This is a genomic window from Devosia sp., from assembly GCF_048261455.1.
Taxonomy (GTDB): Bacteria; Pseudomonadota; Alphaproteobacteria; order Rhizobiales; family Devosiaceae; genus Devosia_A.
In genome coordinates, this window is the sequence record NZ_JBLXGA010000006.1 from 57709 (window position 1) to 81520 (window position 23812).

At 65.2% G+C, this 23812-nt stretch carries 28 protein-coding genes; 12 read left to right on the forward strand and 16 right to left on the reverse strand.

Going from position 1 to position 23812, the window contains the following annotated elements; genetic code table 11:
• Positions 1 to 27 precede the first annotated feature (27 nt).
• On the reverse strand, positions 28 to 612 hold the full coding sequence (locus tag ACN0TK_RS08440) for a TetR/AcrR family transcriptional regulator (RefSeq protein WP_417309034.1): 585 nt from the start codon (positions 610 to 612) through the stop codon (positions 28 to 30).
• Between the two features lie 73 nt (positions 613 to 685).
• Between ACN0TK_RS08440 and ACN0TK_RS08445 the strand changes: the two genes are divergently transcribed.
• Positions 686 to 1135: a DUF2214 family protein gene (locus tag ACN0TK_RS08445; protein WP_417309035.1), complete on the forward strand. Its 450-nt coding sequence runs from the start codon at positions 686 to 688 to the stop codon at positions 1133 to 1135.
• On the opposite strand, the gene nth is transcribed toward ACN0TK_RS08445, so the two are convergent.
• Positions 1123 to 1797 carry an endonuclease III gene (gene nth / locus ACN0TK_RS08450; RefSeq protein WP_417309036.1) on the reverse strand — a complete coding sequence of 225 codons (675 nt, stop codon included), beginning with the start codon at positions 1795 to 1797 and terminating at the stop codon, positions 1123 to 1125. The genes ACN0TK_RS08445 and nth overlap by 13 nt on opposite strands.
• A 63-nt stretch (positions 1798 to 1860) precedes the next feature.
• Here nth and ACN0TK_RS08455 point away from each other — a divergent pair, with 63 nt between their 5' ends.
• Together ACN0TK_RS08455 and ACN0TK_RS08460 are read left to right on the forward strand one after the other, a co-directional pair.
• Positions 1861 to 2340, forward strand: a complete 480-nt coding sequence (locus ACN0TK_RS08455; RefSeq protein ID WP_417309037.1) for a DUF2244 domain-containing protein — start codon at positions 1861 to 1863, stop codon at positions 2338 to 2340.
• 64 nt (positions 2341 to 2404) lie between these two features.
• Positions 2405 to 3268, forward strand: a complete 864-nt coding sequence (locus ACN0TK_RS08460) for a methylated-DNA--[protein]-cysteine S-methyltransferase (protein WP_417309038.1) — start codon at positions 2405 to 2407, stop codon at positions 3266 to 3268.
• Positions 3269 to 3272: 4 nt separating this feature from the next.
• On the opposite strand, the gene ACN0TK_RS08465 is transcribed toward ACN0TK_RS08460, so the two are convergent.
• The 3 genes from ACN0TK_RS08465 to pyrF all read right to left on the reverse strand — a co-directional run bounded on the left by ACN0TK_RS08465 (position 3273) and on the right by pyrF (position 5475).
• Entirely contained in the window at positions 3273 to 3887 is a 615-nt protein-coding gene (locus ACN0TK_RS08465) for a 2,3-bisphosphoglycerate-dependent phosphoglycerate mutase (RefSeq protein WP_417309039.1), read from the reverse strand.
• Positions 3887 to 4708 (reverse strand): 4-hydroxy-tetrahydrodipicolinate reductase, encoded by an 822-nt coding sequence (gene dapB, locus ACN0TK_RS08470; RefSeq protein WP_417309040.1) that lies wholly within the window; start codon positions 4706 to 4708, stop codon positions 3887 to 3889. Before dapB ends, ACN0TK_RS08465 begins: the two co-directional genes overlap by 1 nt.
• Positions 4709 to 4773: 65 nt before the next feature.
• Positions 4774 to 5475, reverse strand: a complete 702-nt coding sequence (gene pyrF / locus ACN0TK_RS08475; RefSeq protein WP_417309041.1) for an orotidine-5'-phosphate decarboxylase — start codon at positions 5473 to 5475, stop codon at positions 4774 to 4776.
• 110 nt (positions 5476 to 5585) lie between these two features.
• Here pyrF and ACN0TK_RS08480 point away from each other — a divergent pair, with 110 nt between their 5' ends.
• Entirely contained in the window at positions 5586 to 6044 is a 459-nt protein-coding gene (locus tag ACN0TK_RS08480) for a MarR family winged helix-turn-helix transcriptional regulator (protein ID WP_417309042.1), read from the forward strand.
• Positions 6045 to 6099: 55 nt separating this feature from the next.
• On the opposite strand, the gene ACN0TK_RS08485 is transcribed toward ACN0TK_RS08480, so the two are convergent.
• Complete coding sequence (locus ACN0TK_RS08485) at positions 6100 to 6660, reverse strand: type 1 glutamine amidotransferase domain-containing protein (RefSeq protein WP_417309043.1); 561 nt, start codon at positions 6658 to 6660, stop codon at positions 6100 to 6102.
• Between the two features lie 349 nt (positions 6661 to 7009).
• Positions 7010 to 7558 (reverse strand): NADPH-dependent FMN reductase, encoded by a 549-nt coding sequence (locus tag ACN0TK_RS08490; protein ID WP_417309044.1) that lies wholly within the window; start codon positions 7556 to 7558, stop codon positions 7010 to 7012.
• 137 nt (positions 7559 to 7695) lie between these two features.
• Between ACN0TK_RS08490 and ACN0TK_RS08495 the strand changes: the two genes are divergently transcribed.
• Entirely contained in the window at positions 7696 to 8502 is an 807-nt protein-coding gene (locus tag ACN0TK_RS08495; protein ID WP_417309045.1) for a protein phosphatase 2C domain-containing protein, read from the forward strand.
• A 7-nt stretch (positions 8503 to 8509) separates the two neighbouring features.
• Here ACN0TK_RS08495 and dnaJ read toward each other — a convergent pair whose 3' ends face one another.
• From dnaJ to dnaK, 3 genes are all read right to left on the reverse strand, one after another.
• On the reverse strand, positions 8510 to 9646 hold the full coding sequence (gene dnaJ / locus ACN0TK_RS08500; protein ID WP_417309046.1) for a molecular chaperone DnaJ: 1137 nt from the start codon (positions 9644 to 9646) through the stop codon (positions 8510 to 8512).
• Positions 9647 to 9787: 141 nt separating this feature from the next.
• Positions 9788 to 10840, reverse strand: coding sequence for an alpha/beta hydrolase (locus tag ACN0TK_RS08505; RefSeq protein ID WP_417309047.1), 1053 nt, complete (start codon positions 10838 to 10840; stop codon positions 9788 to 9790).
• 267 nt (positions 10841 to 11107) lie between these two features.
• Positions 11108 to 13024 carry a molecular chaperone DnaK gene (dnaK, locus tag ACN0TK_RS08510; RefSeq protein WP_417309048.1) on the reverse strand — a complete coding sequence of 639 codons (1917 nt, stop codon included), beginning with the start codon at positions 13022 to 13024 and terminating at the stop codon, positions 11108 to 11110.
• A 291-nt stretch (positions 13025 to 13315) separates the two neighbouring features.
• Here dnaK and ACN0TK_RS08515 point away from each other — a divergent pair, with 291 nt between their 5' ends.
• The 3 genes from ACN0TK_RS08515 to ACN0TK_RS08525 are packed head-to-tail and all read left to right on the forward strand — an operon-like array spanning position 13316 to position 14771.
• The gene (locus ACN0TK_RS08515; RefSeq protein ID WP_417309049.1) at positions 13316 to 13681 is read left to right on the forward strand and encodes a hypothetical protein; all 366 of its coding nucleotides are present in this window, start codon (positions 13316 to 13318) and stop codon (positions 13679 to 13681) included.
• A 25-nt stretch (positions 13682 to 13706) separates the two neighbouring features.
• Entirely contained in the window at positions 13707 to 14339 is a 633-nt protein-coding gene (pncA, locus tag ACN0TK_RS08520) for a bifunctional nicotinamidase/pyrazinamidase (protein WP_417309050.1), read from the forward strand.
• Complete coding sequence (locus ACN0TK_RS08525; protein WP_417309051.1) at positions 14340 to 14771, forward strand: hypothetical protein; 432 nt, start codon at positions 14340 to 14342, stop codon at positions 14769 to 14771.
• A 1-nt stretch (position 14772) separates the two neighbouring features.
• Here ACN0TK_RS08525 and ACN0TK_RS08530 read toward each other — a convergent pair whose 3' ends face one another.
• From ACN0TK_RS08530 to hrcA, 3 genes are all read right to left on the reverse strand, one after another.
• Positions 14773 to 15519 (reverse strand): class I SAM-dependent methyltransferase, encoded by a 747-nt coding sequence (locus ACN0TK_RS08530; RefSeq protein WP_417309052.1) that lies wholly within the window; start codon positions 15517 to 15519, stop codon positions 14773 to 14775.
• Between the two features lie 92 nt (positions 15520 to 15611).
• A complete protein-coding gene (gene grpE, locus ACN0TK_RS08535; protein WP_417309053.1) occupies positions 15612 to 16262 on the reverse strand; it encodes a nucleotide exchange factor GrpE in 651 nt (216 codons plus the stop codon).
• A gap of 90 nt (positions 16263 to 16352) precedes the next feature.
• Positions 16353 to 17429, reverse strand: coding sequence for a heat-inducible transcriptional repressor HrcA (hrcA, locus tag ACN0TK_RS08540; protein WP_417309054.1), 1077 nt, complete (start codon positions 17427 to 17429; stop codon positions 16353 to 16355).
• A gap of 124 nt (positions 17430 to 17553) precedes the next feature.
• Here hrcA and rph point away from each other — a divergent pair, with 124 nt between their 5' ends.
• From rph to hemW, 3 genes are read left to right on the forward strand one after another with little or no spacing between them, the layout of a single operon-like run.
• The gene (gene rph / locus ACN0TK_RS08545; protein WP_417309055.1) at positions 17554 to 18267 is read left to right on the forward strand and encodes a ribonuclease PH; all 714 of its coding nucleotides are present in this window, start codon (positions 17554 to 17556) and stop codon (positions 18265 to 18267) included.
• Positions 18267 to 18908 (forward strand): RdgB/HAM1 family non-canonical purine NTP pyrophosphatase, encoded by a 642-nt coding sequence (gene rdgB / locus ACN0TK_RS08550; RefSeq protein ID WP_417309056.1) that lies wholly within the window; start codon positions 18267 to 18269, stop codon positions 18906 to 18908. Before rph ends, rdgB begins: the two co-directional genes overlap by 1 nt.
• Entirely contained in the window at positions 18898 to 20079 is a 1182-nt protein-coding gene (hemW, locus tag ACN0TK_RS08555; protein WP_417309057.1) for a radical SAM family heme chaperone HemW, read from the forward strand. Before rdgB ends, hemW begins: the two co-directional genes overlap by 11 nt.
• Positions 20080 to 20088: 9 nt before the next feature.
• On the opposite strand, the gene ACN0TK_RS08560 is transcribed toward hemW, so the two are convergent.
• The 3 genes from ACN0TK_RS08560 to ACN0TK_RS08570 all read right to left on the reverse strand — a co-directional run bounded on the left by ACN0TK_RS08560 (position 20089) and on the right by ACN0TK_RS08570 (position 22882).
• Positions 20089 to 20850, reverse strand: a complete 762-nt coding sequence (locus ACN0TK_RS08560) for an ABC transporter ATP-binding protein (protein ID WP_417309058.1) — start codon at positions 20848 to 20850, stop codon at positions 20089 to 20091.
• On the reverse strand, positions 20850 to 21818 hold the full coding sequence (locus ACN0TK_RS08565; RefSeq protein ID WP_417309190.1) for a FecCD family ABC transporter permease: 969 nt from the start codon (positions 21816 to 21818) through the stop codon (positions 20850 to 20852). The genes ACN0TK_RS08560 and ACN0TK_RS08565 overlap by 1 nt, the downstream gene beginning before the upstream one ends.
• 65 nt (positions 21819 to 21883) lie before the next feature.
• Entirely contained in the window at positions 21884 to 22882 is a 999-nt protein-coding gene (locus ACN0TK_RS08570; RefSeq protein ID WP_417309191.1) for an ABC transporter substrate-binding protein, read from the reverse strand.
• Between the two features lie 266 nt (positions 22883 to 23148).
• On the opposite strand from ACN0TK_RS08570, the gene ACN0TK_RS08575 reads away from it, so the two are divergent.
• The gene (locus ACN0TK_RS08575; RefSeq protein WP_417309059.1) at positions 23149 to 23718 is read left to right on the forward strand and encodes a nucleoside 2-deoxyribosyltransferase; all 570 of its coding nucleotides are present in this window, start codon (positions 23149 to 23151) and stop codon (positions 23716 to 23718) included.
• Positions 23719 to 23812 lie beyond the last annotated feature (94 nt).

The window sequence follows — 23812 nt, forward strand, 5'->3', positions numbered from 1 at the left end:
AGGACCGGCTGCCCGCGTGCAATCTTTCTAAGGCGCGCCATAGGCTTCCAGCCGCCGCCGCGACAGCCGCCGGGCCAGGGTACCGGCCGTTTCCATGCCGACACCGGGCAGCTGGCCATCGAGCAGCAGCATCGCGAGCCCATGGACGAACGCCCAGGCTTCGAGCGCCGCCTCGGCCGGGGCCTCGGGGTCGAGACGGCCCGCCACCGCCGCGAGGCTGCCATAGGCGGCCTGGCCTGCCGCCCGCAGCGCCGGGTCTTCCCCCGTGCCGAGCCCGGCGGAAAACATCAGCCTGAACAGCTGCGGCGTTTTGAGCGCAAACCCGACATAGGCGTCGGACATCGCGACCAGCTGCTCGCGTGGCGCGATATGTTCCTCGCGTGCCAGCTCCATCGCGGCGCGAAAGCGCTTGAACCCATCCGTCGCCACCGCGCGGTTCAGCGCCGCCAGATCCTTGAAGTGCCGATAGGGCGCCGCCGGGCTCACGCCGGCCCGCCGCGCCAGCTCGCGCAACGAGAGTTGCTTCCCTTCCTCTGCTTCCAGCGCCTCGAGCGCCGTCGCGATGAGGGCCTGGCGCAGGTCGCCATGGTGATAGTCGCGCGATGTTGACAATGTATACTTCCGGCAATAGTGATGCGAACGCTGTTAACATTGGGACGGCCGCAGTGCAATCGGCCGAAACACCATGCTGGATCTGAGCCTTGCCATCGCCCACCACCTGGCCGTCTTCGCCGTCGTGGCCATTTTTGCCGCCGAATGGTTGCTTTTGCGCCCCGGCCTCGACGATCAGGGCCTTCGCCGTCTCGTGATGATCGATCGGGCCTATGGGGCGGTTGCCGGCCTGATCATCGTCGTCGGCGTACTCCGGGTGATCTACGGCGGCAGCGGCTGGGACTATTATGCGGCCAACTGGGCCTTCTGGAGCAAGATGGCCGCTTTCGGAATCGTCGGGCTCGCCACTGTGCCGCCCACCATCGCCATCATCCGCTGGGCCCGCGCCCGCAAGGCCGACCCGCACTATCGGGTGGCGGCCGGCGCGCTGATGGCGCAGCGCCGCTATCTGTGGGTGCAGCTCGCCGCATTTGCCTGCATCCCCATCTTCGCTGCGGCCATGGCGCGCGGCTACGGCGTCTGAACCGCCGGCTTTCGCTTGCTCGCCTTGGGCTCGGGCGTCTTGGGCGTGAACCGACACCATTCGCTGATCACGCAGCGCCAGCACTCGGGCGTCCGCGCCTTGCACACATAGCGCCCGTGCAGGATCAGCCAGTGATGCGCGTGCAGCAGATAGGCGTCCGGCACCACCTTCAATAGACCTTCTTCGACGGCCAGCGGCGTCTTCCCCGGCGCGAGCCCGGTCCGGTTGGAGACCCGGAACAGATGCGTGTCGACGGCGATGGTCTTTTCCCCAAAGGCGATATTGAGCACCACATTGGCCGTCTTCCGCCCCACACCCGGCAGGCTTTCCAGCGCCGCGCGGTCGCGTGGCACCTGCGAGTCGAAGTCGGCGACCAGCCGCTCGCTCAGGGCGAAGACGTTCTTGGCCTTGGTCCGGAACAGCCCGATCGTCTTGATCCGCTGCTCGATTTCGTCGACCCCGAGCGCCACCATCTTTTCCGGCGTATCGGCCACGCTGAACAGCGCCGGCGTCGCCTTGTTGACGCCGGCGTCCGTCGCCTGGGCGCTCAGCACCACCGCCACCAGCAGCGTGAACGGGTTCACGTAATCCAGCTCGCCCTTGGGTTCGGGCATCGCCGCCGCAAAAGCGCCGAAGATCGCGTCTACATCGGCTCGTGGCATTCTCTTCAAATTTTGTCGCGCCATTTCCGAACTTCCGATTCTGGGCCTATAGTGTTGCCTGCGATGTCGACACAAACGCAAGCCAGACCGCTGTTTGCAGCCAAACTCACCCCCAACCGCTCGCTCGGGCGCAAGGGGCTGCGGATCGTTGTGGCCGCGATTGCGGTGCTCGCGACCATTCCCGGCATCATCTTCTTTTCGCTCGGCGCCTGGCCGATCGTCGGCTTCATGGGCCTCGACGTGCTGCTGATCTGGTGGGCGCTGTCCACCTCGATGCGCGATGGGCAGCGCTATGAGACCGTCACGCTCTGGCCCGACCAGCTCGAACTGAAGCAGGTCGACGGCAAGGGCAGCGAAGTGCTGACGCGTTTCGACCCCAATATCGTCAAGCTCGTCGTCGATCGCGACATCAACGAGAAGACGACGGGCCTCCACCTGCGCACTGCCGATCGAGATGTGGTCATCGGCGCGTTTTTGAACAACGACGAGAAATCGAGCTTCTCGAAGGTCTTCGGCACGGCGCTGAAGCGCGCGCGCCGCTGAGCCGCGCGACCGCGTAAAAATCGGGTCGCCGCGTGGCCTCTGCCACGCCTAGAGTGGCGCCATCATGACCCAGCACCAGTCCATCGTCGCCAATTCCGATTACGAAACCGTCCGCGCCGCGATCGCCTATCTCAGCGAAACGCCGGCCGATGATGTCGATCTGCCGCGTTTTGCCCGGGCGCTCGGCCTCACCGAGCGCCAGCTGACCGAACTCTTCCGGCGCTGGTGCGGATTGACCCCCAAGAGCTTCGCCCAGGCGGTGGCGCTCGATCACGCCAAGCGCCTCCTCGCCGAACGCCAGTCGGTGCTCGATACGACCTTCGAGGTCGGCCTCAGCTCGACCTCGCGGCTGCACGATCTGTTCGTCACCCACGAGGCCATGCCGCCCGGTGTCTGGCGCAATCGCGGCGAAGGGATCGAAATGGTCTGGGGCGTGGCGCCGTCACCCTTCGGCACGGCGGTGCTCACCACCACCGAATATGGCCTGTCGGGCATCGGCTTCGCCGACGGCGAGATCAGCGTACAGCGCGCTTTCGAGGATCTGCGCGATCGCTGGCCGGGCGCCAGCTATCGCCGCGATGATGCAGCGGTGGCGCCGATCGCCGCCCGCGTCTTCGATCCTGCCCGCTGGGACCCGGACCAGCCGGTCCGGGTGGTACTGATCGGCACGGATTTCGAGGTCCAGGTCTGGCAGACCCTGCTGCGCATCCCGGTGGGTGGCGCGACCACCTATCAGAGCGTCGCCAGCCACATCGGCCGCCCGACCGCCGCGCGTGCGGTCGGCGCCGCGGTCGGCAAGAACCCGATCAGCTTCGTCGTGCCCTGCCACCGGGTCGTCGGATCAAGCGGCGCCCTCACCGGCTACCACTGGGGCCTCCCCCGCAAACGCGCCATTCTCGGTTGGGAGAGCGGGGTCACGGGGGGCTGAGCCCTCAGATCTCGACCGTCTCTTCCAGCTTGCCGTCGCCGCTGATCTTGTAGATCACCGGTTCGCCGGTCGCGATCTCGCGCTTCAGGATTTCGTCGGGGCTGAGGCTTTCGATGTCCATGACGATCGAACGCAGCGAATTGCCATGCGCTGCGACCAGAACCGTCTTGCCCTGTTTCAGCAGCGGCAGGATCTCGGCCTCGTAATAGGGCAGGGTGCGCGCCGCGGTGTCCTTCAGGCTTTCGCCGCCCGGCGGGGGCGTGTCGAAGCTGCGGCGCCAGATATGCACCTGCTCGTCGCCCCATTTTTCCCGCGCGTCATCCTTGTTGAGCCCGGCCAGATCGCCATAGTCGCGCTCGTTCAGCAGCTTGTTGCGCACGATGGTCACGTCTTCGATGTCCATCTCCTCGAGCATCAGGTCCAGCGTGTGCTGCGCCCGCTTCAGGGCCGAGGTGAAATAGGCGTCGGGCACATAGCCGGCGGCCTTCAGTTTCTGCCCGGTGGCCTTGGCTTCGGCGATGCCCTTTTCCGTGAGGCCCGGGTTCTTCCAGCCGGTGAACAGGTTCTTGAGGTTCCATTCGCTCTGTCCGTGCCGGACGAGGATCAGCGTTCCACTCATCAGCTTTCCTTTTTGGTGAAGCCGAGCACGTCGGCCATTGAATAAAGCCCCGCAGGCTTGTCGGCGGCCCAGAGCGCCGCGCGCGCCGCGCCTTCGGCAAACAGCGACCGGTCATCGGCGATATGGCCGAGTTCAAGCCGTTCACTCGGTCCTGCTAGGATAACGGTGTGATCCCCGATGACGTTGCCTCCGCGCAGCGTCGCAAAGCCGATCTTGCCGGCCTCGCGCGCCCCGGTGTGCCCGTCGCGCACCCGCACCGACTGGCTAGCGAGATCGACGCCACGGCCCTCCGCCGCAGCTTCGCCCAGCATCAGCGCCGAGCCAGAGGGCGCGTCCACCTTGCGGTTGTGGTGCATTTCGAGGATTTCGACGTCGAAATCGGGCAGCGCCGCGGCCGCCTGCTTCACGAGGCCCATAAGCAGGTTCATACCCAGCGAGAAATTGCCGGCCTTGACGATCCGGGCACCCGCATTGGCCGCGTCGGCAATGGCCGCCTCGTCATCCGCGCTCAGCCCGGTGGTGCCGATGATATGGATCAGCCCGCGGGCGGCGGCGGCTTGCACCAGTGCAACCGTCGAGGCCGGCGCAGTGAAATCGATGATCGCGTCGACGCCGTCGAGCGCCGTGGCGGGATCGGTGGAGATCGTCACGCCCAGCGCCTCGATCCCGGCGACCTCGCCCACGTCGCGTCCGGCGAGCGGCGAGCCGTCGCGCTCGAACGCGGCGGCCACCACCATGCCATTGGCTTTGGCGACGGCGCGCACATTGGCGCCACCCATTCGCCCGCCCGCACCCGCGATCGCAACTCTCAGCTCAGCCATTACCGTCCCCGTCTTTGCCCTGCGTCATACCCGTCCCGGCGCTGGCGGGAAAGGGCGACGTCCGCTCAGGCGACCCGCGTGCCGCGATTGTGCATCTCGTCGAGGATCGAACGTGCGGCAGCTGCCGGGTCCGGCGCCGCAGTGATCGGCCGCCCCACCACGAGATGGCTGGCGCCTGCCGCGATGGCATCGGCGGGGCCCATCACGCGCTTCTGGTCGCCTACGGCACTGCCGGCTGGCCGGATGCCCGGCGTCACGATCTGCATCTTGAGCCCGACGATGCCGCGCACCATCTCCGCCTCATGCGGCGAACAGACCAGCCCGCCGATCCCCGCATCACGCGCCTGTCCGGCGCGCAGCGTCACCAGACCGGATGTGTCCCGCGCAAAACCCGCCTCGGCCACATCTGCGTCGTCCATCGAGGTCAGCACCGAAACCCCGAGAATGGAAAGGTCAGTCCCTTCAGCGCCCTTCACCGCCGCTCGCATGCATTGCGGATAGGCGTGAACCGTCAGCATGGTGGCGCCGGTGCCGGCGATCGCCGCCACGCCACGTTCCACCGTATTGTCGATATCGAGCAGCTTGAGATCGAAGAACACGCGCTTCTTGGCCGCGAGCAGCGCCTTGCCCAATGCCAGTCCGTCGCCGCCGTAAAACAGCTGATAGCCGATCTTGTAGAAGTCGACAGCATCGCCCAGCCGGTCGATCAACGTCTCGGCCGCCTCCCTGCTGTCGAGGTCGAGTGCGACGATCAGTGTGCCGGCCATTGCTGTCTCCTGGGTTTTCGCTTGCTCGCATATTCGCCGCATCCGGGCAAGCTTGCGGGCGATGCTATGCCGCCATAGCGTCGGGCTTCCGATTCGCCGAAAGGGTCATCATGCAGCAGCAGGCGCTCTCCGCCTTCGTCGCCTGGGTGCGACTCGATCGTGCGCTCGAGGCGTTCAACGCCCAGCTGCGCCGCGAGCATGGCATCACCGGTCTGCAACTTTCGGTGCTGCAGATCTGCGCCGAGCGTCCCATGCTGCCGCTGGCCGCGCTGCGCAAGGCGCTGGTCATGCATGCCGCAACGCTGGGGCAGGCGATCGATGAACTTCGCCGCAAGGGGCTGGTCATCGTCCGCACCGATCCGCGCGATCGCCGCGCCCGTATGGTCGGGCTCACGGATGCAGGTGCCGAACTGCTGGCGCGCGTCCCCCAGGCCGGGCCGAGCCGGTTGCGGGTGCTGGAAGCCGCCGACGCCACTCGCCTCGACCAGCTGCGCGCCGCACTCGACGATGCGATGGAGCTCTTCGGGCTCGAGGACTGGGATCCCGCCAAGCCCGACACTGCGCGCTAGCGCATGAAAAAGGGCGGCCCGAAGACCGCCCCTGTTCACTTCATCTGCGGCCCGATCAGGCGGCCTTGCGTTCGTGGCGGCCCTCACGGACCTCCTCGATGATCTTTTTGACGAAGGCATCGATATCGCCCGGATTGCGCGAGGTGATCAGCGCCTGGTCGACGACGACCTCGCTATCCTCCCACTTGCCGCCGGCATTGATCACGTCGGTCTTGATCGACGGGTAGGAGGTGACATTGCGGCCGCGCAGCACGTCGGCCTCCACCAAGAGCCACGGGGCGTGGCAGATGGCGGCCAGCGTCTTGCCCGAGTTGAAGAACTCGCGGACGAAGGCGACGGCCTTCGCCTCGACCCGCAACAGGTCGGGGTTGATCTGCCCACCGGGCAGCACAAGGGCGTCGAAATCGCTGGTGCGCACTTCGGACAGGGTCTTGTCGACGGCAATCGTCTCGCCCCAGTCTGTCTTGTCCCAGCTCTTGATCTCGCCGGCTTCCAGCGAAATCACGGTGACATCGGCGCCAGCGGCTTCGAGCTGCTTCTTGGGCTCGAACAGCTCGGATTTCTCGAAACCATTAGTGGCGAGAATGGCGATCTTGGCTTTGGAGATGTCGGTCATCTTGTGTCTCCTCTAGTGTGTGCCAGACCAACGTGACAGAGGGCTGCAGGTTCAGATCTTTTCGGGTGGTTAGAGGCCTGGGAGCCGATCACAATTTCGCGTCGTGCAGGGGCGCGCCGTGAACGAAGGCGGAATGCCAAGCGTCTTTATCCCCACACTTATCCACCGGGCCGGTGGATAAGTTCTGTTGCGACAGTTGGGCGCTCCGGGACGCGTCGACGCTTGGTTGCAGGGTGATTCGGCTGGCGGCGAAGGCTAGGCGTACAGTGCCCGTTCGCCGATTGTTCTCTTGGGGCGTGCGCGGACGTCCAAACCCGCCAAGCCCGCCGATCACATTTTCAGTGCCGGCTCAGATTCCGCCGCGCGAAAAATGCGTCAGCTCTTTCACCATCTGCCCGACCTTGTAGTTGATCGAGGATTCGACCGGTGCGCCATCGTCGAAGGCCTCGCTATGCGGCCCGACCCCGAGCAGTGTCGGCACCACCAGCCCGCCGATCTTGGACAGCGTGTCACGCAGGTGGGACTGGGCCCATATGGTGCCATACTTTCCCGAACTCACCCCGCCAATGCCGAACACCGGGTGGCGAAACGGGCTCGGCTTTTGCCGGCTGAGCCAGGTGATGGTGTTGACGATCAGCGGCGGCAGCCCGCCGTTATACTCCGGCGTTGCAATGAAACAGATGTCATGGGTCCGAAACGCCTCGGCCAGCCGACCGGCGCTTTCGGGCACGTGGTCGGGTTCCAGATGTTCGTGGTAGAGCGGCATCTCGAACTCCGCGAGGTCGAGATCGGCAACCTCCACCCCCGCTTCGCGCAGCTTCTGCGACACGTGCTGACGCAGGATTTCGTTGACCGAACCCGGGCGAATCGAGCCGCAAAGCGTGATGGCGGTGGTCATGACCTCTCCCAATCCAGAACTCTGAGGCAAACGTGCTGTGCCCATGCGATGGTTGCAAGGCCAAGCCGCAGATCTTTGCGCCTGTCTTTTCGGCTGCGGCGTGCGAAGCGAGACTGAAACGCGAAGGAGGCCGCGTGATGGGAGACGAACCGGAGACGGAAGAGGGCATGGCTCTGGTGTGGAGCGGCAGCCTTGAACCGTGCCTCAGTGCGCCGGTGATCACCAGGCAGCACCGGGCGACCCTGGGTCGGTATGGCGGCACGAGCGGCAAGAACGAAGACGGGGCCCTCGTCTGGAGCGAGAAGGACTGGACGTTCGCCGTCATCCTCGACGGGCACGCCAGTAGCGAAAGTGTCAATGCGGTGCTGGCAGTGTTCGAGGAGGCGAGATCCGATCTGCGCGCCATCTGTTCCGCCGTCGACGCCGGGCGGTTCACGGCGCTGCAGCGGGACCTGATCACGCTCCTCACCAGCCCGGACGTCACGCGCCGGATGGCGGCGGTTCGGGGTGAGACCGCCTGTCTGATCTGCTACCAGTCCGGCAAGCACCTGCTCTGGCTGTCGATCGGCGACGCGACGCTCTATCTGCTGCATCCAGAGCTCGCGCGATTGGGGCAGTATACGCTGACGACGCGCAATTTCTTCGAATGGATCGGTGAGCGGACCAGCGTTGCCGGTGCGCCGGCCTGCTTTTCGACCGGCATCCGCGAGTTGCGGCAGGGTCGGACCATCATCGTGCTCGTGACCGACGGCATTCAGGAACTGCCGACGGCCCCCTTTGACGCTGCCGCAGATTTTTCGGCGGCAATGCTGTCGCAACCGACGGCATCGGACGGTGTCGCTCACCTCCTGCAAAGCGCCGAGGCGCTGGCGTCGCCCGACAGCTGCACGCTGATTGCCTGGGAGGTGGACAATCCGGAACCGGCGCTGATGCCGAGCGGCTGAGCGCGGCTCAGCCTTCGAACATCTTCTTGAGCTTGTCGAAGAACCCGTCCGAGGTCGGCGAATTGTCCTGGGTGGATTCGCGGTCGAACTCTTCCAGCAACTCGCGCTGCCGTTTGGTCAGGCTCTGCGGTGTCTCGACGTCGAGCTGCACATAAAGATCGCCAAAGTCCTTGGACCTCAGGATCGGCATGCCCTTGCCTTTGAGCCGCACGCGCTGGCCCGGCTGGGTGCCCGGCGACACCTTCACCCGCGCCCGTGCCGCGTCGAGCGTCGGCACTTCGAACTCGCCGCCAAGCGCCGCCGTCGTCATGGCGATCGGGACGCGCGCGTAAAGGTCGGCGCCGTCGCGATGGAACAGGTCGTGCGGCTTCAGTGAAATGAAGATGTAAAGGTCACCCGGCGGTCCGCCGCGCAATCCCGCCTCGCCCTCATTGGCCAGCCGGATGCGGGTGCCGTCCTCGATCCCCTTGGGGATGTCGACGCTCAGCGTACGGTTCTGCTGGCGGCGGCCCTGGCCACCGCAATCGGTGCAGGGTTGCTCGAGAATCTGGCCGCGCCCGTTACACACCGGGCAGGTCCGCTCGATGGTGAAAAAGCCCTGCGCCGCGCGCACCTTGCCCTGGCCGTTACAATGCCGGCAGGTCGACATGCCGGTGCCCGGCTTGGCGCCCGTGCCTTCGCAGGTGTCACAGGCGGCCAGCGTCGGTACGTCGATATCGACGGTCTGGCCGGTAAAGGCCTCGTCGAGGGAAATTTCGAGATTGTAGCGCAGGTCCGAGCCGCGCAGCCGGCTCTGTCCACCCCGTCCGCGTCCGCCACCACCGCCACCCATGAAGTCACCGAAGATATCCTCGAAGATGTCGGACATCGACGAGGAGAATTCCGGTCCGAAGCCCGCCGGTCCGCGGCCACCGCCCTGCTCGAAAGCGGCGTGGCCAAACCGGTCATACGCTGCCCGCTTCTGCGGGTCCTTCAGCGTATCATAAGCTTCGCTGATCTCCTTGAACTTGTGTTCAGCCTCATCATTGCCCGGATTCCGGTCAGGATGGTACTGCATCGCAAGCTTGCGGTAGGCGCTCTTCAGCGCAGCGTCATCGGAGCCTTTCGGCACACCGAGAACTTCGTAGAAATCACGTTTCGCCAATCGGCAAATCTCCGTTCGCCCGCAGCCCCCGTCGCAGGCATCCGGTCTAGATAGGTATGGATGGGGGCTCTTACCATAGCGAGCGCGTGAGACAACCTATCGCAACCCGCCTGAGCGATGAAACCCCGGGGCCAAATGCCCTCAGTTGGTGATTTTCGGCAGCGGCGCCGCAAAACCGGCCTTGAGGTTGCGCGCCAGCTGCGTTTGGGCAAACAGCGCCTTGGTGACCACCCGGTGCAAACCGAAGAACCCGTGGGTCACGCCCTCGAAGATCGTCTGGTCCACCCGCACACCCGCGCCCTGCAGAGCCTTGCCCAGCGCTTCGCCTTCGGAACGCAGTGGGTCGGCCGAGGCAAGGATCAGTGTGACGGGCGGCAGACCGGCGAGATCACTGCGCCCGGCCGGGTTCATCCGCGGGTCACGGGCTTCCGCTTCGTCGGCGAACAGCCGCCGCGTCGCCCAGGTCAGCGTCGCGCTGTTGAACGGCGTGCCGCCGGCCATCTCGAGATGGGAGGGCAGGTCATCTCGCATGCTCGCCATCGGGGTCACGAGCCCGATGTGCATAGGCATCTGGTCGCCATCGGCGCGCGCCTGCAGCGCCAGCGCGAGCGCCAGATTGCCGCCAGAGCCTTCGCCGACGACGGCGAGTCGCTTTTCGTCGCCGCCCAGATTGCTGGCGTGTTCCACCAACCACTTCCAGATCGTCGTCGCGTCCTCATGCGCCGCGGGAAACTTGAATTCGGGTGCCTGGCGGTAATGCGCCGCGACGACGACCGCGTCGCACCGCAGCGCTATCTGCCGTGCCTGTCCGTCCACCTGGTCGAGCTCGCCGGTGACGAAACTGCCGTCATGCAGATAGAGCACCACCGGCCGTCCGCCACTCGGCGCCGTGCCGTCCGGCGTATAGATGCGCGTGCGCAGCGTGCTCGCGCCGTCCGGGATCGTGCCGAGTTCCATTGCCACACCCGTCTCCGCCGGCGGGTTACGCAAGATCCGGCTCAGCGCCGACTGCAGGGTCGGTTGAGCCCGCGCCTCGGTGATCGTGCTCTTTTCGAGCGGCAGGCCGCTCATATCGGCGAGCACCCGCAGCACATGCGCCATGTCCGTATCCAGCCGGTCCAGCGGGCCGGTATCGGATGCCTCCGGCTGAAGCCCCGCGCTTTCGGCGAGCCCCCGAACGTCTACCGATGACATGATGGTCCTTTCGTATGCACGTCTGCCCCGGCGCGAGGCCCGGGCCGCCCTGCTGCTGACAGGGGCTTTCACCGGCGCGGTTGGCGTGGCCGGTGTTCCGCCCGGCTTCTGCGCATCGGTTGCGGCAGATTTACGGCTTCATCGCGAAGGTTGAGAGCCGTCACCTGGCGTGGATTCACGTGAAACGCCCGCGCTTTGGGCACAATGCGCGGCGCAAAGAAAAGCCCGGCACGGGCCGGGCTTTTCGTGATCATGGTAAATTGGGCGTCAGGCCGACTTCTTGTCGTCGTCCTTCACTTCCTCGAACTCGGCATCGACGACATCGTCATCGGCTGCGTCGCTCTCGGCAGCGCCTTCGGCCTTGGCCTCGGCTTCAGCCTGGCTGGCCTTGTACATGGCCTCGCCCAGCTTCATCGACACTTCAGCCAGCGCGTTGGACTTCTGCTTGATCATTTCCGCATCGTCGCTCTCGAGCACGTTGCGCAGATCATTCAGGGCCGTCTCGATGGCCAGCTTGTCTTCGTCCGAAACCTTGTCGCCGTAATCCTTCAGCGACTTCTCGGTCGAATGGACGAGGCTTTCGGCCTGGTTCTTGGCTTCCACCGCATCACGACGCTTCTTGTCGGTATCGGCATTGGCCTCGGCTTCCTTGACCATACGCTCGATATCGTCGTCGCTCAGACCACCGGAAGCCTGGATGCGGATCTGCTGCTCCTTGCCGGTGCCCTTGTCCTTGGCGGACACATTGACGATGCCGTTGGCGTCGATGTCGAAGGTCACCTCGACCTGCGGCACGCCGCGCGGTGCCGGCGGAATGCCGGTCAGGTCGAAATTGCCCAGCGACTTGTTGTCCGCTGCCATCTCGCGCTCACCCTGGAACACCCGGATGGTCACGGCCGACTGATTGTCTTCGGCGGTCGAGAAGGTCTGCGACTTCTTGGTCGGGATCGTCGTGTTGCGGTCGATCAGGCGGGTGAACACGCCACCCAGCGTCTCGATACCCAGCGACAGCGGCGTCACGTCGAGCAGCAGCACGTCCTTGACGTCGCCCTGCAGCACGCCGGCCTGGATGGCGGCGCCCATGGCAACCACTTCGTCAGGGTTCACGCCCTTGTGGGGCTCCTTGCCGAAGAACTGCTTCACCGTCTCGACGACCTTGGGCATGCGGGTCATACCGCCGACCAGCACGACTTCGTCGATCTGGCTGGCCGAGACGCCGGCATCCTTGAGCGCCTTCTTGCACGGCTCGACCGTGCGGGCGATCAGGTCTTCAACCAGCTGCTCGAGCTTCGAACGGCTGAGCTTCAGCGTCAGATGCTTCGGGCCGGAGGCATCAGCGGTAATGAAGGGCAGGTTGATTTCGGTCTGGGTCGCGCTCGAAAGCTCGATCTTGGCCTTTTCCGCCGCTTCCTTCAGCCGCTGCAGCGCCAGCTTGTCGCCGCGCAGGTCGATGCCCTGCTCTTTCTTGAACTCGTCGGCCAGGTAGTCGACCAGACGCATGTCGAAGTCTTCACCGCCGAGGAAGGTGTCGCCATTGGTGGACTTCACCTCGAACACGCCATCGCCGATCTCGAGCACCGAGATATCGAAGGTGCCGCCACCGAGGTCATAGACCGCGATCGTGCCGGTGTTCTTCTTGTCGAGACCATAGGCCAGCGCAGCAGCCGTCGGCTCGTTGATGATGCGCAGGACCTCGAGACCGGCAATCTTGCCGGCGTCCTTGGTCGCCTGACGCTGCGAATCGTTGAAGTAGGCGGGAACCGTGATCACTGCCTGGGTGACGTTCTCACCCAGATAGGCTTCGGCGGTTTCCTTCATCTTGGTCAGAATCATCGCCGACACTTCTGCCGGGGAGGACTTCTTGCCGTCGACCTCGACCCAGGCGTCGCCATTGTCCGCTTCGACGATCTTGAAGGGCACGAGACCCTTGTCCTTGTCGACCATCGGATCCTTGTAGCGCCGGCCAATGAGCCGCTTCACGGCAAACAGCGTGCCTTCGGGATTGGTGACAGCCTGACGCTTGGCCGGCTGGCCAACCAGACGCTCACCGTCCTTGGAAAATGCAACCATCGACGGCGTGGTGCGTGCACCTTCCGCATTCTCGATGACCTTAGGCGACGAACCGTCCATGACGGCGACGCAGCTATTGGTCGTACCGAGGTCGATACCGATAACTTTACCCATGCTTAGCCTCTTTCCTAGCGAACCCGGATAGAACCCCGTCCGGCAGTTCCTTGCCCTCTGGTAGAGGGTTCGGGTTCCTCTTGGTGTGTTTACGCGATTTGACCCGGTCACGGGCCGTTGAGGGCTATATAGGAGGGGGGTCCGAACCCTGCAAGCGCTCCTGCCCTCTAAAAAGCGCCGCCCGAATGAAGGGTGGACATCCCTTGCCAACTGCATGTGGTGGCGGGCTTGTGGCTTTGCAACGGCTTATGCTCTAACAGGGCCTTCCGCTGCCGCGTTTTTCGGAACCGCATGCCCACTTTACGTATCCCCACTGTCCTCGCTTTTCTTGCACTCGCCCTGCCTGCAGCCCAGGCCCAGCAGCTGCCGGCCACCGCCAGCCGCGATTTCTGGTGTGGCATCGCCTTCGAGGTGATGACTCGCGACGTCCCCACCGATCCCGATGACGAGCGCGCCGCCGCCGCCCAGATCTATGTCGAGGGCAGCCGCCTGCTGTTGCAGCGCGCCATCCCGATCCTGCTTGAATCCGGCTATGACGACGATTCGCTCGCCCGGCACCGCCGCGACGTCACGGCTGCGGTCACCCGCGCCATCGTCTCCGGAACAGGCAAGCCGGACTATTCGTTTCAGGAATGCTCAGCCCTGATCGGGCAATAACGCCGTCCGACGAGGAGACCCGCCAATGGCCATCACACCCCGCCCCGACGATCTGCTGCTCGTCGTCGACGTGCAGTATGATTTCCTGCCCGGCGGCAATCTGGCCGTCGCCGATGGCGATGCGGTCATTCCGCTCATCAACGGCCTCGGCCGCAAGTTCACCAATGTGGTGATGACCCAGGATTGGCATCCGGCCGGCCACATCTCCTTTGCCAGCTCGCATCCCGGCCATGCGCCCTTCGATCTCATCGATCTGCCCTACGGGCCGCAGGTGCTCTGGCCCGATCACTGCGTGCAGGGCACGCATGGCGGCGAGTTCGCCGAAGAACTCGACCTGCCGCACGCTCAGCTGATCATCCGCAAGGGCTACAATCCGTCCGTCGATTCCTACTCGGGCTTCCAGGAGGCCGATCGCACCACCAAGACCGGCCTCGCCGGCTATCTGCGCGAGCGCGGTCTCGGCCGCGTCTTCGTCGTCGGGCTGGCGACGGATTTCTGCGTCGCCTGGACGGCGCTCGATGCGGTCGCAGCGGGCTTTGAAACCTTCATCATCGAAGATGCGACCCGCGCCATCGACTCCAATGGCTCGCTCGACAAGGCCTGGGCCGATCTCGGCGCGGCCGGCGTCACCCGCATCACCACGGGCGAGATCGCCTGAATGGCGCGGCGCGCGGCCCGGCTGGTCGTCGCGGCGCTGCTCTTCGCCATGCCTGTGACCGCCCATGCCGAAGCCGTCATGGTCGAACCGCGTGTTACCGCCCCAGACGACGCGGTACTTTCTCAAGATGCGGCAGAACTCTTCTGGTGCGCCAGCACGCTCTACTGGCTGATGACCGACGCCTATGATTCGGGCGATCTCGCCCAGGCGCAGGATTTCGAGGCCATGGCCGGCCGATTCGCCACCGCGGCCACCGACGCAGCGACCGGGCAGGGTTATGATCTCGAAGCGATCGGCGCCATCGGTGCCGGCTACGACCAGCAGGCCCTCGACGATCTCGCCGATCCCGCCAGCTTCAACCGGATCGCGCTCTGCATAAGCCGCGACGCGGCGCGCGAAGCGCTGCCTGCGGAACCCGCAGTCATACCCTGATTCATCCAGCGACGCCGCACACGCAGATCTGACGCCGGCTCTTGGCGCTCAGCGGGGAGCCGTCGAAATCGCCATAGCGCTGCAGCAGTGTGAACCCATGCGCAGCCAGCAGCACCGGCATTTCCTGCGGAAAGATCTGGCGCATGTCGAGCCGGTGCCGCCAGAAGTCGGGCGCGTCGGCCCGGCTCCAGATCCACTCCACATGACTGACCTGGGAAGTGGGGTCGTAGTGGATCGTCTCTTCGACCCTCGCCGCATTATCGCCCACGCCAAACGCGCCGACGGGATGCCGTTCCGTGGGGGATCGCGACAGCATGCCGACGCTGGGCACGAAGGCGTCGAAGATCAGCTGCCCACCGGGCGCCAGATGACGGGAAACGGATGAAAAGAACCCCGCGAAATCGTCAGGGCTATGGAGGTGTAGTATCGAATTGGCGGCGAGGATGATGCTCTCGAAGCGGCCCTCGAGCGAAAAATCCCGCATGTCGAGCTGGTGGAAGTCGATTGCGACGCCTGTGGCCCGGGCCTCGGCGCGGGCCCGCTCCAGCATCGGTACCGACAGATCGCCTGCTGTCACGTCCAGCCCCGCCTGCGCCAGCGGCAGCGTGAACCGCCTGGTCCCGCAGGCCAGGTCCAGTACCCGTCCGCCGCGCGCCTTTGCCAGCTCGACATAGAACCGCGTCCACACGGCGTCCGCGGGCGACATCAGGTCATAGAGTTCTGGCCGGTCGTAGAGGCTGTCATCCATTCTCAAGTGCTAGCTGACATTCCGAAAAAGCAAAAGGGCGCCCCTCGGGGACGCCCTTGAACCGTTCGGCGCTGGTCGTTCCAGCCGGCGCGTCAGACGCTCTTGTCGATACCCTCGTCATCGGGGGCCGCAGCGGCGGTGCCGCCCTTGGCAACGCCGACCATCGCGGGCCGCAGCACGCGCTCGCCGATGGCGAAGCCGGCCTGCACCACCTGAACCACCGTGCCCTCGGGCTTGGTCGGATCGGGCACTTCGAACATCGCCTGATGTTTGTGCGGATCGAACTTTTGGCCTTCGGCCTCGATCGGCTTCACGCCATGCTTGCCGAGCAGGCGCTGCATTTCGCGCTCGGTCATCTCGATGCCTTCGATCAGCGACTTCATCGTCGCGTCGGCGCTCTCGCGCGCTTCCTGCGGTAGCACCATCAGCGCGCGGCTCAGCGAGTCGGTCGCCGTCAGCATGTCGCGGGCAAAGCCGGCGATGGCATAGGAGCGCGTATCGTTGATCTCGCGTTCGGTCCGCTTGCGCAGGTTTTCCATTTCGGCCACCGAGCGCAGCACGCGGTCGCGCAGATCCGCGTTCTCCGCCTTCAGCGCCTCGATCGGGTCGACTTCGGGTTCTGCAGCACTCTCGGCCTCCGAAGCGGCGGCTGTTGCCGCCTCTGCGACGGTATCCTCGGTATTGGTCTCGGGCGCGTTGGCCTCGGCCGATGTGTCCTCAGTCTTGCTGGTTTCGTCGGTCATCTTTGCCTTGGAGTTTTGAAGCGCCACCCTGGGCGCCGGGTCTGGCCCCGCATATCGGCCAACACGCCGTCTATTTCAAGTCTCGCCTGCTCAGCCGTTGCGGCGGAACATGGCTGAAACGACATTGGCCGTGTAGTCGACCACCGGCACGATGCGCGCATAGTTCAGCCGCGTCGGCCCGATCACCCCGATAACGCCCACCACTTTCTGGTTGGCATCCTTGTAGGGGCTGAGGATCACCGATGAGCCGGAAAGCGAGAACAACTTGTTCTCCGAGCCAATGAAAATCTTCACGCCCTGCGCCTTGTCGGTGTCACCGAGCAGTTCGATCAGCCCCTCGCGGCTTTCGAGCTCGTCGAACAGCTGGCGGATCTTGTTGACCTCATCGGAGGCCATCGTGTCGTTGATGAGGTTGGCGCGTCCGCGCACGATCACCGTCGGCGGTGCCGTCGCGCCATTATTGGTCACCGTCGCCATGCCGGCTTCGACGAGGCTCTGCGTCAGCGCATCGAGTTCGCTGCGCATCCGGTCGCGCTGCGCGCGCAGCGTCTGCATCGTCTCGTTCAGCGTCTTGCCAACGGCGTGATGCGCAAGAAAGTTCGATGCCTGCGTCAGGGCGCTCGCGGTCAGGCCCGGCGGCAGCGGCACGACACGGTTTTCGACGGATCCGTCTTCACCCACCAGCACCACCATGGCGCGCTCGGCATCGAGCCGGATGAACTCGATGTGCTTCAAGATGAGGTCGGATTTCGTCGCAATGACGACGCCCGCGCCGTGACTCAGCCCGCTCAGCAGCTGGCTGGCCTCGGTCAGAACGTCCTCGACCCGTCCGTGTCCGGTCACGCCGCTCTGGATCTGCTTGGCGATCGAGGCCTTCTCGGCTTCGTCCACCGCGCCGACTTCCAGCATTGCATCGACGAAGAATCGCAGCCCCTGCTGCGTCGGCAGCCTGCCCGCCGAGGTATGTGGCGCCGCAATCAGCCCCAGATCCTCGAGGTCATGCATCACATTGCGCACCGAGGCGGGCGACAACCCGACCGAAAGCATGCGCGCAATGTCCCGCGAGGCCACCGGCGACCCGGTGTCCAGATAGCGTTCCACCAGCTTGCGGAAGATGTCCTGGCTGCGGGCATTCAGCACCGACATCACGTCTTCCGGCACTTTCATCGAATCCGTCATATTCACCATTTAGGCACAAAGCCCTGTGTCGCCAAGCATGCGACGCTTGTAGGCGCCACCCCCGCAAGGTTAAGACCCCGTTAACAGCAATGCTACGGAGTGATTTGACCTTATGCGGCCATCAGGCAGGCAGCCCGACGAAATGCGGGCCGTGACCATCGAACGCAATGTGGCGCCGAAAGCGGAAGGCAGCTGCCTCATCAGCTTCGGCTCGACCCGGGTGTTCGTCACCGCATCGGTCGAAACCAGCCTGCCGCCTTGGCGGCGCGGGCAGGGGCTCGGCTGGGTCACCGCCGAATATGGCATGCTCCCGCGCGCCACGGGCTCGCGCAACCGGCGCGAAGCGACCGCCGGCAAGCAGACCGGCCGCACCCAGGAAATCCAGCGACTCATCGGCCGCTCGTTGCGCGCGGTCGTCGACATGGAAGCGCTCGGCGAGAATCAGATCACACTCGATTGTGATGTACTCGAAGCCGATGGCGGCACCCGCACCGCCTCGATCACCGGCGCCTATATCGCGCTGGCCGACGCCATCAAGTGGCTCGAGGCCCGCAACCTGACCAAGGGTCAGGCGCTGCGCGATTCGGTTTCCGCCATTTCCTGCGGCATCTATCGCGGCACCCCGGTGCTCGATCTCGACTATCTCGAGGATGTCGAGGCCCATACCGACGCCAATTTCGTGCTCACCGGCTCCGGCAAATATGTGGAGATCCAGGGCACGGCCGAGCAGGTGCCGTTCTCGCGCGCCGAACTCGAGACCCTGATGGGTCTGGCCGAAAAGGGCACCACCGAACTCACCGCCATCCAGAAGGCGGCGCTGAGCTGATGGCCGGCAAGCTGACATTGCGGCGGGGGGACCGTCTGGTGATCGCCACGCACAATGCCGGCAAGCTGGAAGAATTCCGTGCGTTGCTCAGCCCCTACGGGCTCGACATCGTGTCGGCGGGCGAGCTTGGCCTGCCCGAGCCTGAAGAAACCGGCACGACCTTCGTCGAAAACGCTCGCCTCAAGGGTCATGCGGCCGCCAAGGCGGCTGATTGCATCGCCCTCGCCGACGATTCGGGCCTCTCGGTCGATGCGCTGGACGGCCAGCCCGGCGTCTACACCGCCAACTGGGCCGAGACCCCGACCGGCCGCGACTTCGATCTCGGCATGCGCCGGGTGGAGGACAAGTTGACCGCGGTCGGTGCCATCGAGCCGGCACAACGCAGCGGCAGCTTCAACGCGACCTTTTGCCTGGCCCATCCCGATGGCCGCGACGACATCTTCACCGGCAAGGTCGATGGCACGCTGGTCTGGCCGCCACGCGGCGATAGCGGCCACGGTTTCGATCCCGTCTTCATGCCGCGCGGCTACGACATCACCTTCGGCGAAATGCAGTCTGCGGTGAAGAACGGCATCAGCCACCGGGCCCGCGCCTTCGCCGAATTCGTCACCGGCGCGCTGGGAGGTGATATTGAGCACTGAAGGCCACAATTCACGCGACCCGCGCTCCAACGGCCTGTTCGGCATCTATGTCCACTGGCCCTTCTGCGCCGCCAAATGCCCCTATTGCGATTTCAACTCGCACGTCCATCGCGGGCCCTTCGACGAAGTGGCCTATGTCGAAGCCTACGCGCAGGAACTCGCCTGGTTCGCCCGCCAGACGCCCGGCCGCACCGTGCAGTCGATCTTTTTCGGCGGCGGCACGCCATCGCTGATGCAGCCGCGTTCGGTCGAAACCATCATCAACGAGATCGGCAAGCACTGGACCATCGATCCGCGGGCAGAAATCACCCTCGAGGCCAATCCGACCTCGGTCGAGGCCGACCGCTTCCGCGGCTACCGCGCGGCGGGCGTCAATCGCGTCTCGCTCGGAGTCCAGTCGCTGCGCGAAAAGCCGCTGGCCGAGTTGGGCCGCCGCCACACCGTGGACGAAGCCGTTGCTGCCGTGCGCCTCGCCCAGTCGATCTTCGACCGCACGAGCTTCGACCTCATCTATGCGCGCCCGCACCAGACCCTCGAGGACTGGCAGGATGAGCTCACCGAAGCGCTCTGGCTCGCCCAGGGGCACCTGTCGCTCTACCAGCTCACCATCGAAATGGGCACGCGCTACTACGACATGTTCAATGCCGGCAAACTGCAGATGCCCAATGAGGATCTCAGTGCTGATTTCTACGAACTGACCCAGGAGCTGGCCAACAGCGCCGGGCTCCCGGCCTATGAGATCTCCAACCATGCCCGCCCGGGCCAGGAGAGCCGGCACAATCTCATCTACTGGCGCTATGGCGAATATGTCGGCGTCGGCCCCGGCGCCCATGGCCGTCTGCTGATCAACAACCAGCGCCACGCCACTGCCACCGAGAAAATGCCCTTCGACTGGCAAAAGCGCGTCGCCTCGCGCGGCCATGGCATGGTCACCGACGACGTGCTGACCTGGGAAGAAGAGGGCGACGAACTGCTGGTCATGGGCCTGCGCCTGCGCGAAGGCATCGACCCGCGCCGCTTCTCCATGCTGTCGGGCCGGGCCATTTCCGAAAAGCAGATCGACGAGCTCAAGGCTATCGGTTTCGTTGAAACCCTGCCCAATGGCTTCATCCGCGTCACCGACAAGGGATGGCCCGTCCTCGACGCCGTCGTCGCCGATCTCGCCGCCTGATCGGCTTCGTCAGATCAGATAGTGGATCTGCAGCCGCCCATGGTGCGGCGAGACATCGACGCGCGCCTTGACCCTGAAGATCTCGGCCAGCAGCGCTTCGGTCAGCACCTCGGCCGGCGTGCCTTCGGCCACCAGCCGCCCGCCATCCATCACCATCAACCGGTCGCAGAACATCGCCGCGTGATTGAGATCGTGCAGCGCCACGACGCTGGTCAGCTTCAGCTCCGACACCAGCCGCAGCAATTCGATCTGATGCTGGATATCGAGGTGATTGGTGGGCTCGTCGAGCAGCAGTTCGCGTGGTGCCTGCGCCAGTGCCCGCGCGATATGGACGCGCTGGCGCTCGCCACCGGAAAGGCTCTGCCACAGCTGTTTGTCACGATCCTGCATGCCGACGCGCGCCAGCGCCGCATCCACCGCTTCGACATCGGCATGCGTCGCGCCGGCCAGCATCGCCTGATGCGGTATCCGGCCGAGCGCCACCACGTCGCGCACCCGCACCGCTGATTCGGTCGCGGCATGCTGTTCGACCAGCGCCACCCGCCGCGCGATGGCCTTGCGGCTCAACTGGCGCATGTCGCGCCCATCGAGCGTCACCTTGCCCTCGGCCGGCTGGCGCAGGCCGGCGAGGAGCCGCAGCAGCGACGACTTGCCGGAGCCGTTCGGCCCTAGCAGGCCCAGCATCTGCCCGGGCCGCGCCTCAAGCGAAACGCCATTGAGGATGCGCTTGCCGCCCGCTGACCAGATCAGGTTTTTCGCCTTGATGCTCATCAGCCGCGCCTGCTGCGATACAGAATGATGGAAAAACACGGCACGCCCACCAGCGCGGTGACGACGCCGATCGGCAGCACCTGCTGGGTCAGCGCCACGCGCGACACGATATCGGCCAGCACCATGAAGATCGCGCCGGTCACCACACAGGTCGGCAGCAGCCGGCTATGGGTCGGGCCGACGATGAAACGCGCCGCATGCGGCACCACCAGCCCGACGAAGCCGATCGAACCGACCATGCTGACGATCGTCGCGGTCATCACCGCCGTCACGCCGAACAACACCAGCCGTACCGTGCCGACCGGAATGCCGAGCGATGCCGCGGCATCCTCGCCAAAGGCAAAGGCATCGAGCGCCTTGGTGAAGAACATGCAGGCGAAAAAGCCGATCACGACGACCACGAACACCAGCTGCAGCTCCGGCCAGCGCACGCCGCCAAAACTGCCCAGCAACCAGAACATCACGTCGCGCGCCTGCTGCGCGCTGGCCGAGGTGCTGACAATGTAGGAGGTAAGGGCGTTGAACAATTGCGAGGCCGCGACTCCGGCCAGGATCGTGCGGGTCGCGCTGCCGCTGGCGCCGCGTGACAGCAGCGCCACGAAGCCGAAGGCCACGAAGGCCCCGACAAAGGCGCCGGCCGACAGCGTCACCGCGCCGGCTCCGACACCGAGGACGATCACCGCCACCGCGCCCGTCGAGGCGCCCGCCGAAATCCCCAGCACATAGGGCTCGGCCAGGGCATTGCGCAGCAGCGATTGCAGGATCGCGCCACACAGCGCCAGTCCCGCCCCGCAGCAGGCCGCCACCAGCGCCCGGCTCAGCCGGTAGTCCCAGATGACGCTTTCATGGATCGGGTCGAGCGCCACATTGATCCAGCCGAGCCGCTTGGCGACTGCCAGAAACGTCGTGTCGAGCGGAACCGGCAGTTCGCCGATGCCGGTGCCCAGTCCAATTACCAGCACCAGCAATCCTGCGGACAGCAAGAAGAGCAGACCGAGCCCGGCCTGCTCCCCGAATCTGCGGACGTGTTGCGTCACTTGATCAGGCCAAGCTCTTCCAGCTGCGCTGCCACCTGCTCGGCGCCATAGAGCGTGCGGATCGTCGGGTTCATCGCCTGGCCGTCCATGACGACGATATGGTCCTGCTGCACGGCGGGCAGCTGGCTGACGGCCGGATCGCCCTTCATGAAGGCGATCTTTTCCTCCGCGCTGTCGAGCACCCAGCGGTCGCGATCGAGCGTCGCGACAACGATCACCGATGGATTGGCCGCGATGATGCCTTCCCAGCTGACCGTGGGCCATTCGACATCGGTGCTGATGGCATTGTGACCGCCCAGCAGGTCGGCGATGAAGGCCGAAGCGCCCTTGCCGCCACCGAGATAGGCGTCGTCGGCGGGGGAGGGGCTGGAGAACCAGAAGACAAAGCTCAGGTCGCTCTCATCGGTCCCGACCCGAGCGCGCAGCGCGGCTTCGCGCGCCTTGAAATCGGCAATCAGCGCGTCGCCGCGATCGGCGACATCGAAGATCTGCGCCAGCTCACCGATCTCTTGGTAGAGCAGGTCCATGTTCCAAAGCTCATCGCGCGCGCCATGCACGTCACCGGCGTCGTGCCGTGTTGCGCATACCCCGGGGGACACGTAGCTGGGAATGCCCAGCTGCGCGAAATCCTCGCGCTTGGCGACCTTGCTCTCGGGGCCCAGCAGATTGAGCAATTGCGCCGCGACGAAGTCCGGCCGTTCGGCCAGAATGCCCTCGAGCGAGGGCGATTCCACCGTCAGCAGCTTCACCTGCGCATTGGCCTCGGCCAGCTCCGGCATCACCTTGCTCGGCCAGAAGGCCGTCGCCGCCATCCGGTCCTCGAGCCCGAGCAGCAGCATGATCTCGGCGCTGTTCTGGCCCAGCGCCACGGCGCGTTCCGGCGCCGCGTCGAACGTCACCTCGACGCCGCAGTTTTCAAGCGTCAGCGGATAGCTGGTCGATGCCGCCTGCGCTCCGGCGACGCTGCATGCCAGCGCAAATACCGACGCACTCAAGACCCTGCGAAATGTCAAAACCAGCTCCTTCACGATAGTGGCGGGCCCCAAACGGCACCGCTTTCAAAAACACGCGGAGTGCTAGCCGAGCCCGATTTCAAAAACAAGAGTATTCTAGTCATGTTTGGATTATGGGCAGATCCGCTGCCGATTCACGTGAAACAGCCCGCCGTGCAAACCCGCCCTGCGCCCGCGCCCATTCCCGCCCGTCCACCGGCCTGCTATGGCGCCATAGTGTCCCCTGCCGCATTGTGGAGAACCGCGTCGTGGCCAAAGCCGTCTATCTCGCCGGGCCGGAGGTCTTCCTGCCCAATGCCCGCGCCATTCTCGACGAAAAGATCGCGTTGACCCGCGCCGCCGGCCTCGTCCCGGTCGCCCCGGGCGATCTCGAATTCCCGCCCACCGACACGCAGTGGCAGCTCGGGCTCGCCATCTCCGCCATCGATGAAAAGCTGATGCGCTCGGCCGACGCGATCATCGCCAATCTGACGCCGTTCCGTGGCCTCGCAACCGACACTGGCACCGCCTTCGAACTCGGTTTCATGTGCGCGCTGGGCTGTCCGGTCTTCGCCTATACCAATGTCGCTCAGACTCACGGCGAGCGCGTTCGCGACCACTATGGAGATTTGTGCGTCACCGACGATGCCGGACGGCTGCGTGGGCCCGACGGGCTCGCCATCGAGGATTTCGGCTTTGCCGACAATCTCATGCTGCATGGCGGCGTGCTCAATCGCGATGGCGCTGTGGTGATCGGCAATGCCGCGCCCGGCACCGAACTCACCGACCTCACGGCCTTCCGCGAAATCCTCGCCATCGCCGCCGCGCGCCTCGCCTGAATCTGCGCTGTCGGCACCACTTCGCCGCAGCGTCGTCCAGTGGTCATCCAGCCGTCATTCAGCTGTCATGGCTTTCCGGTTTACCACGCCCCGC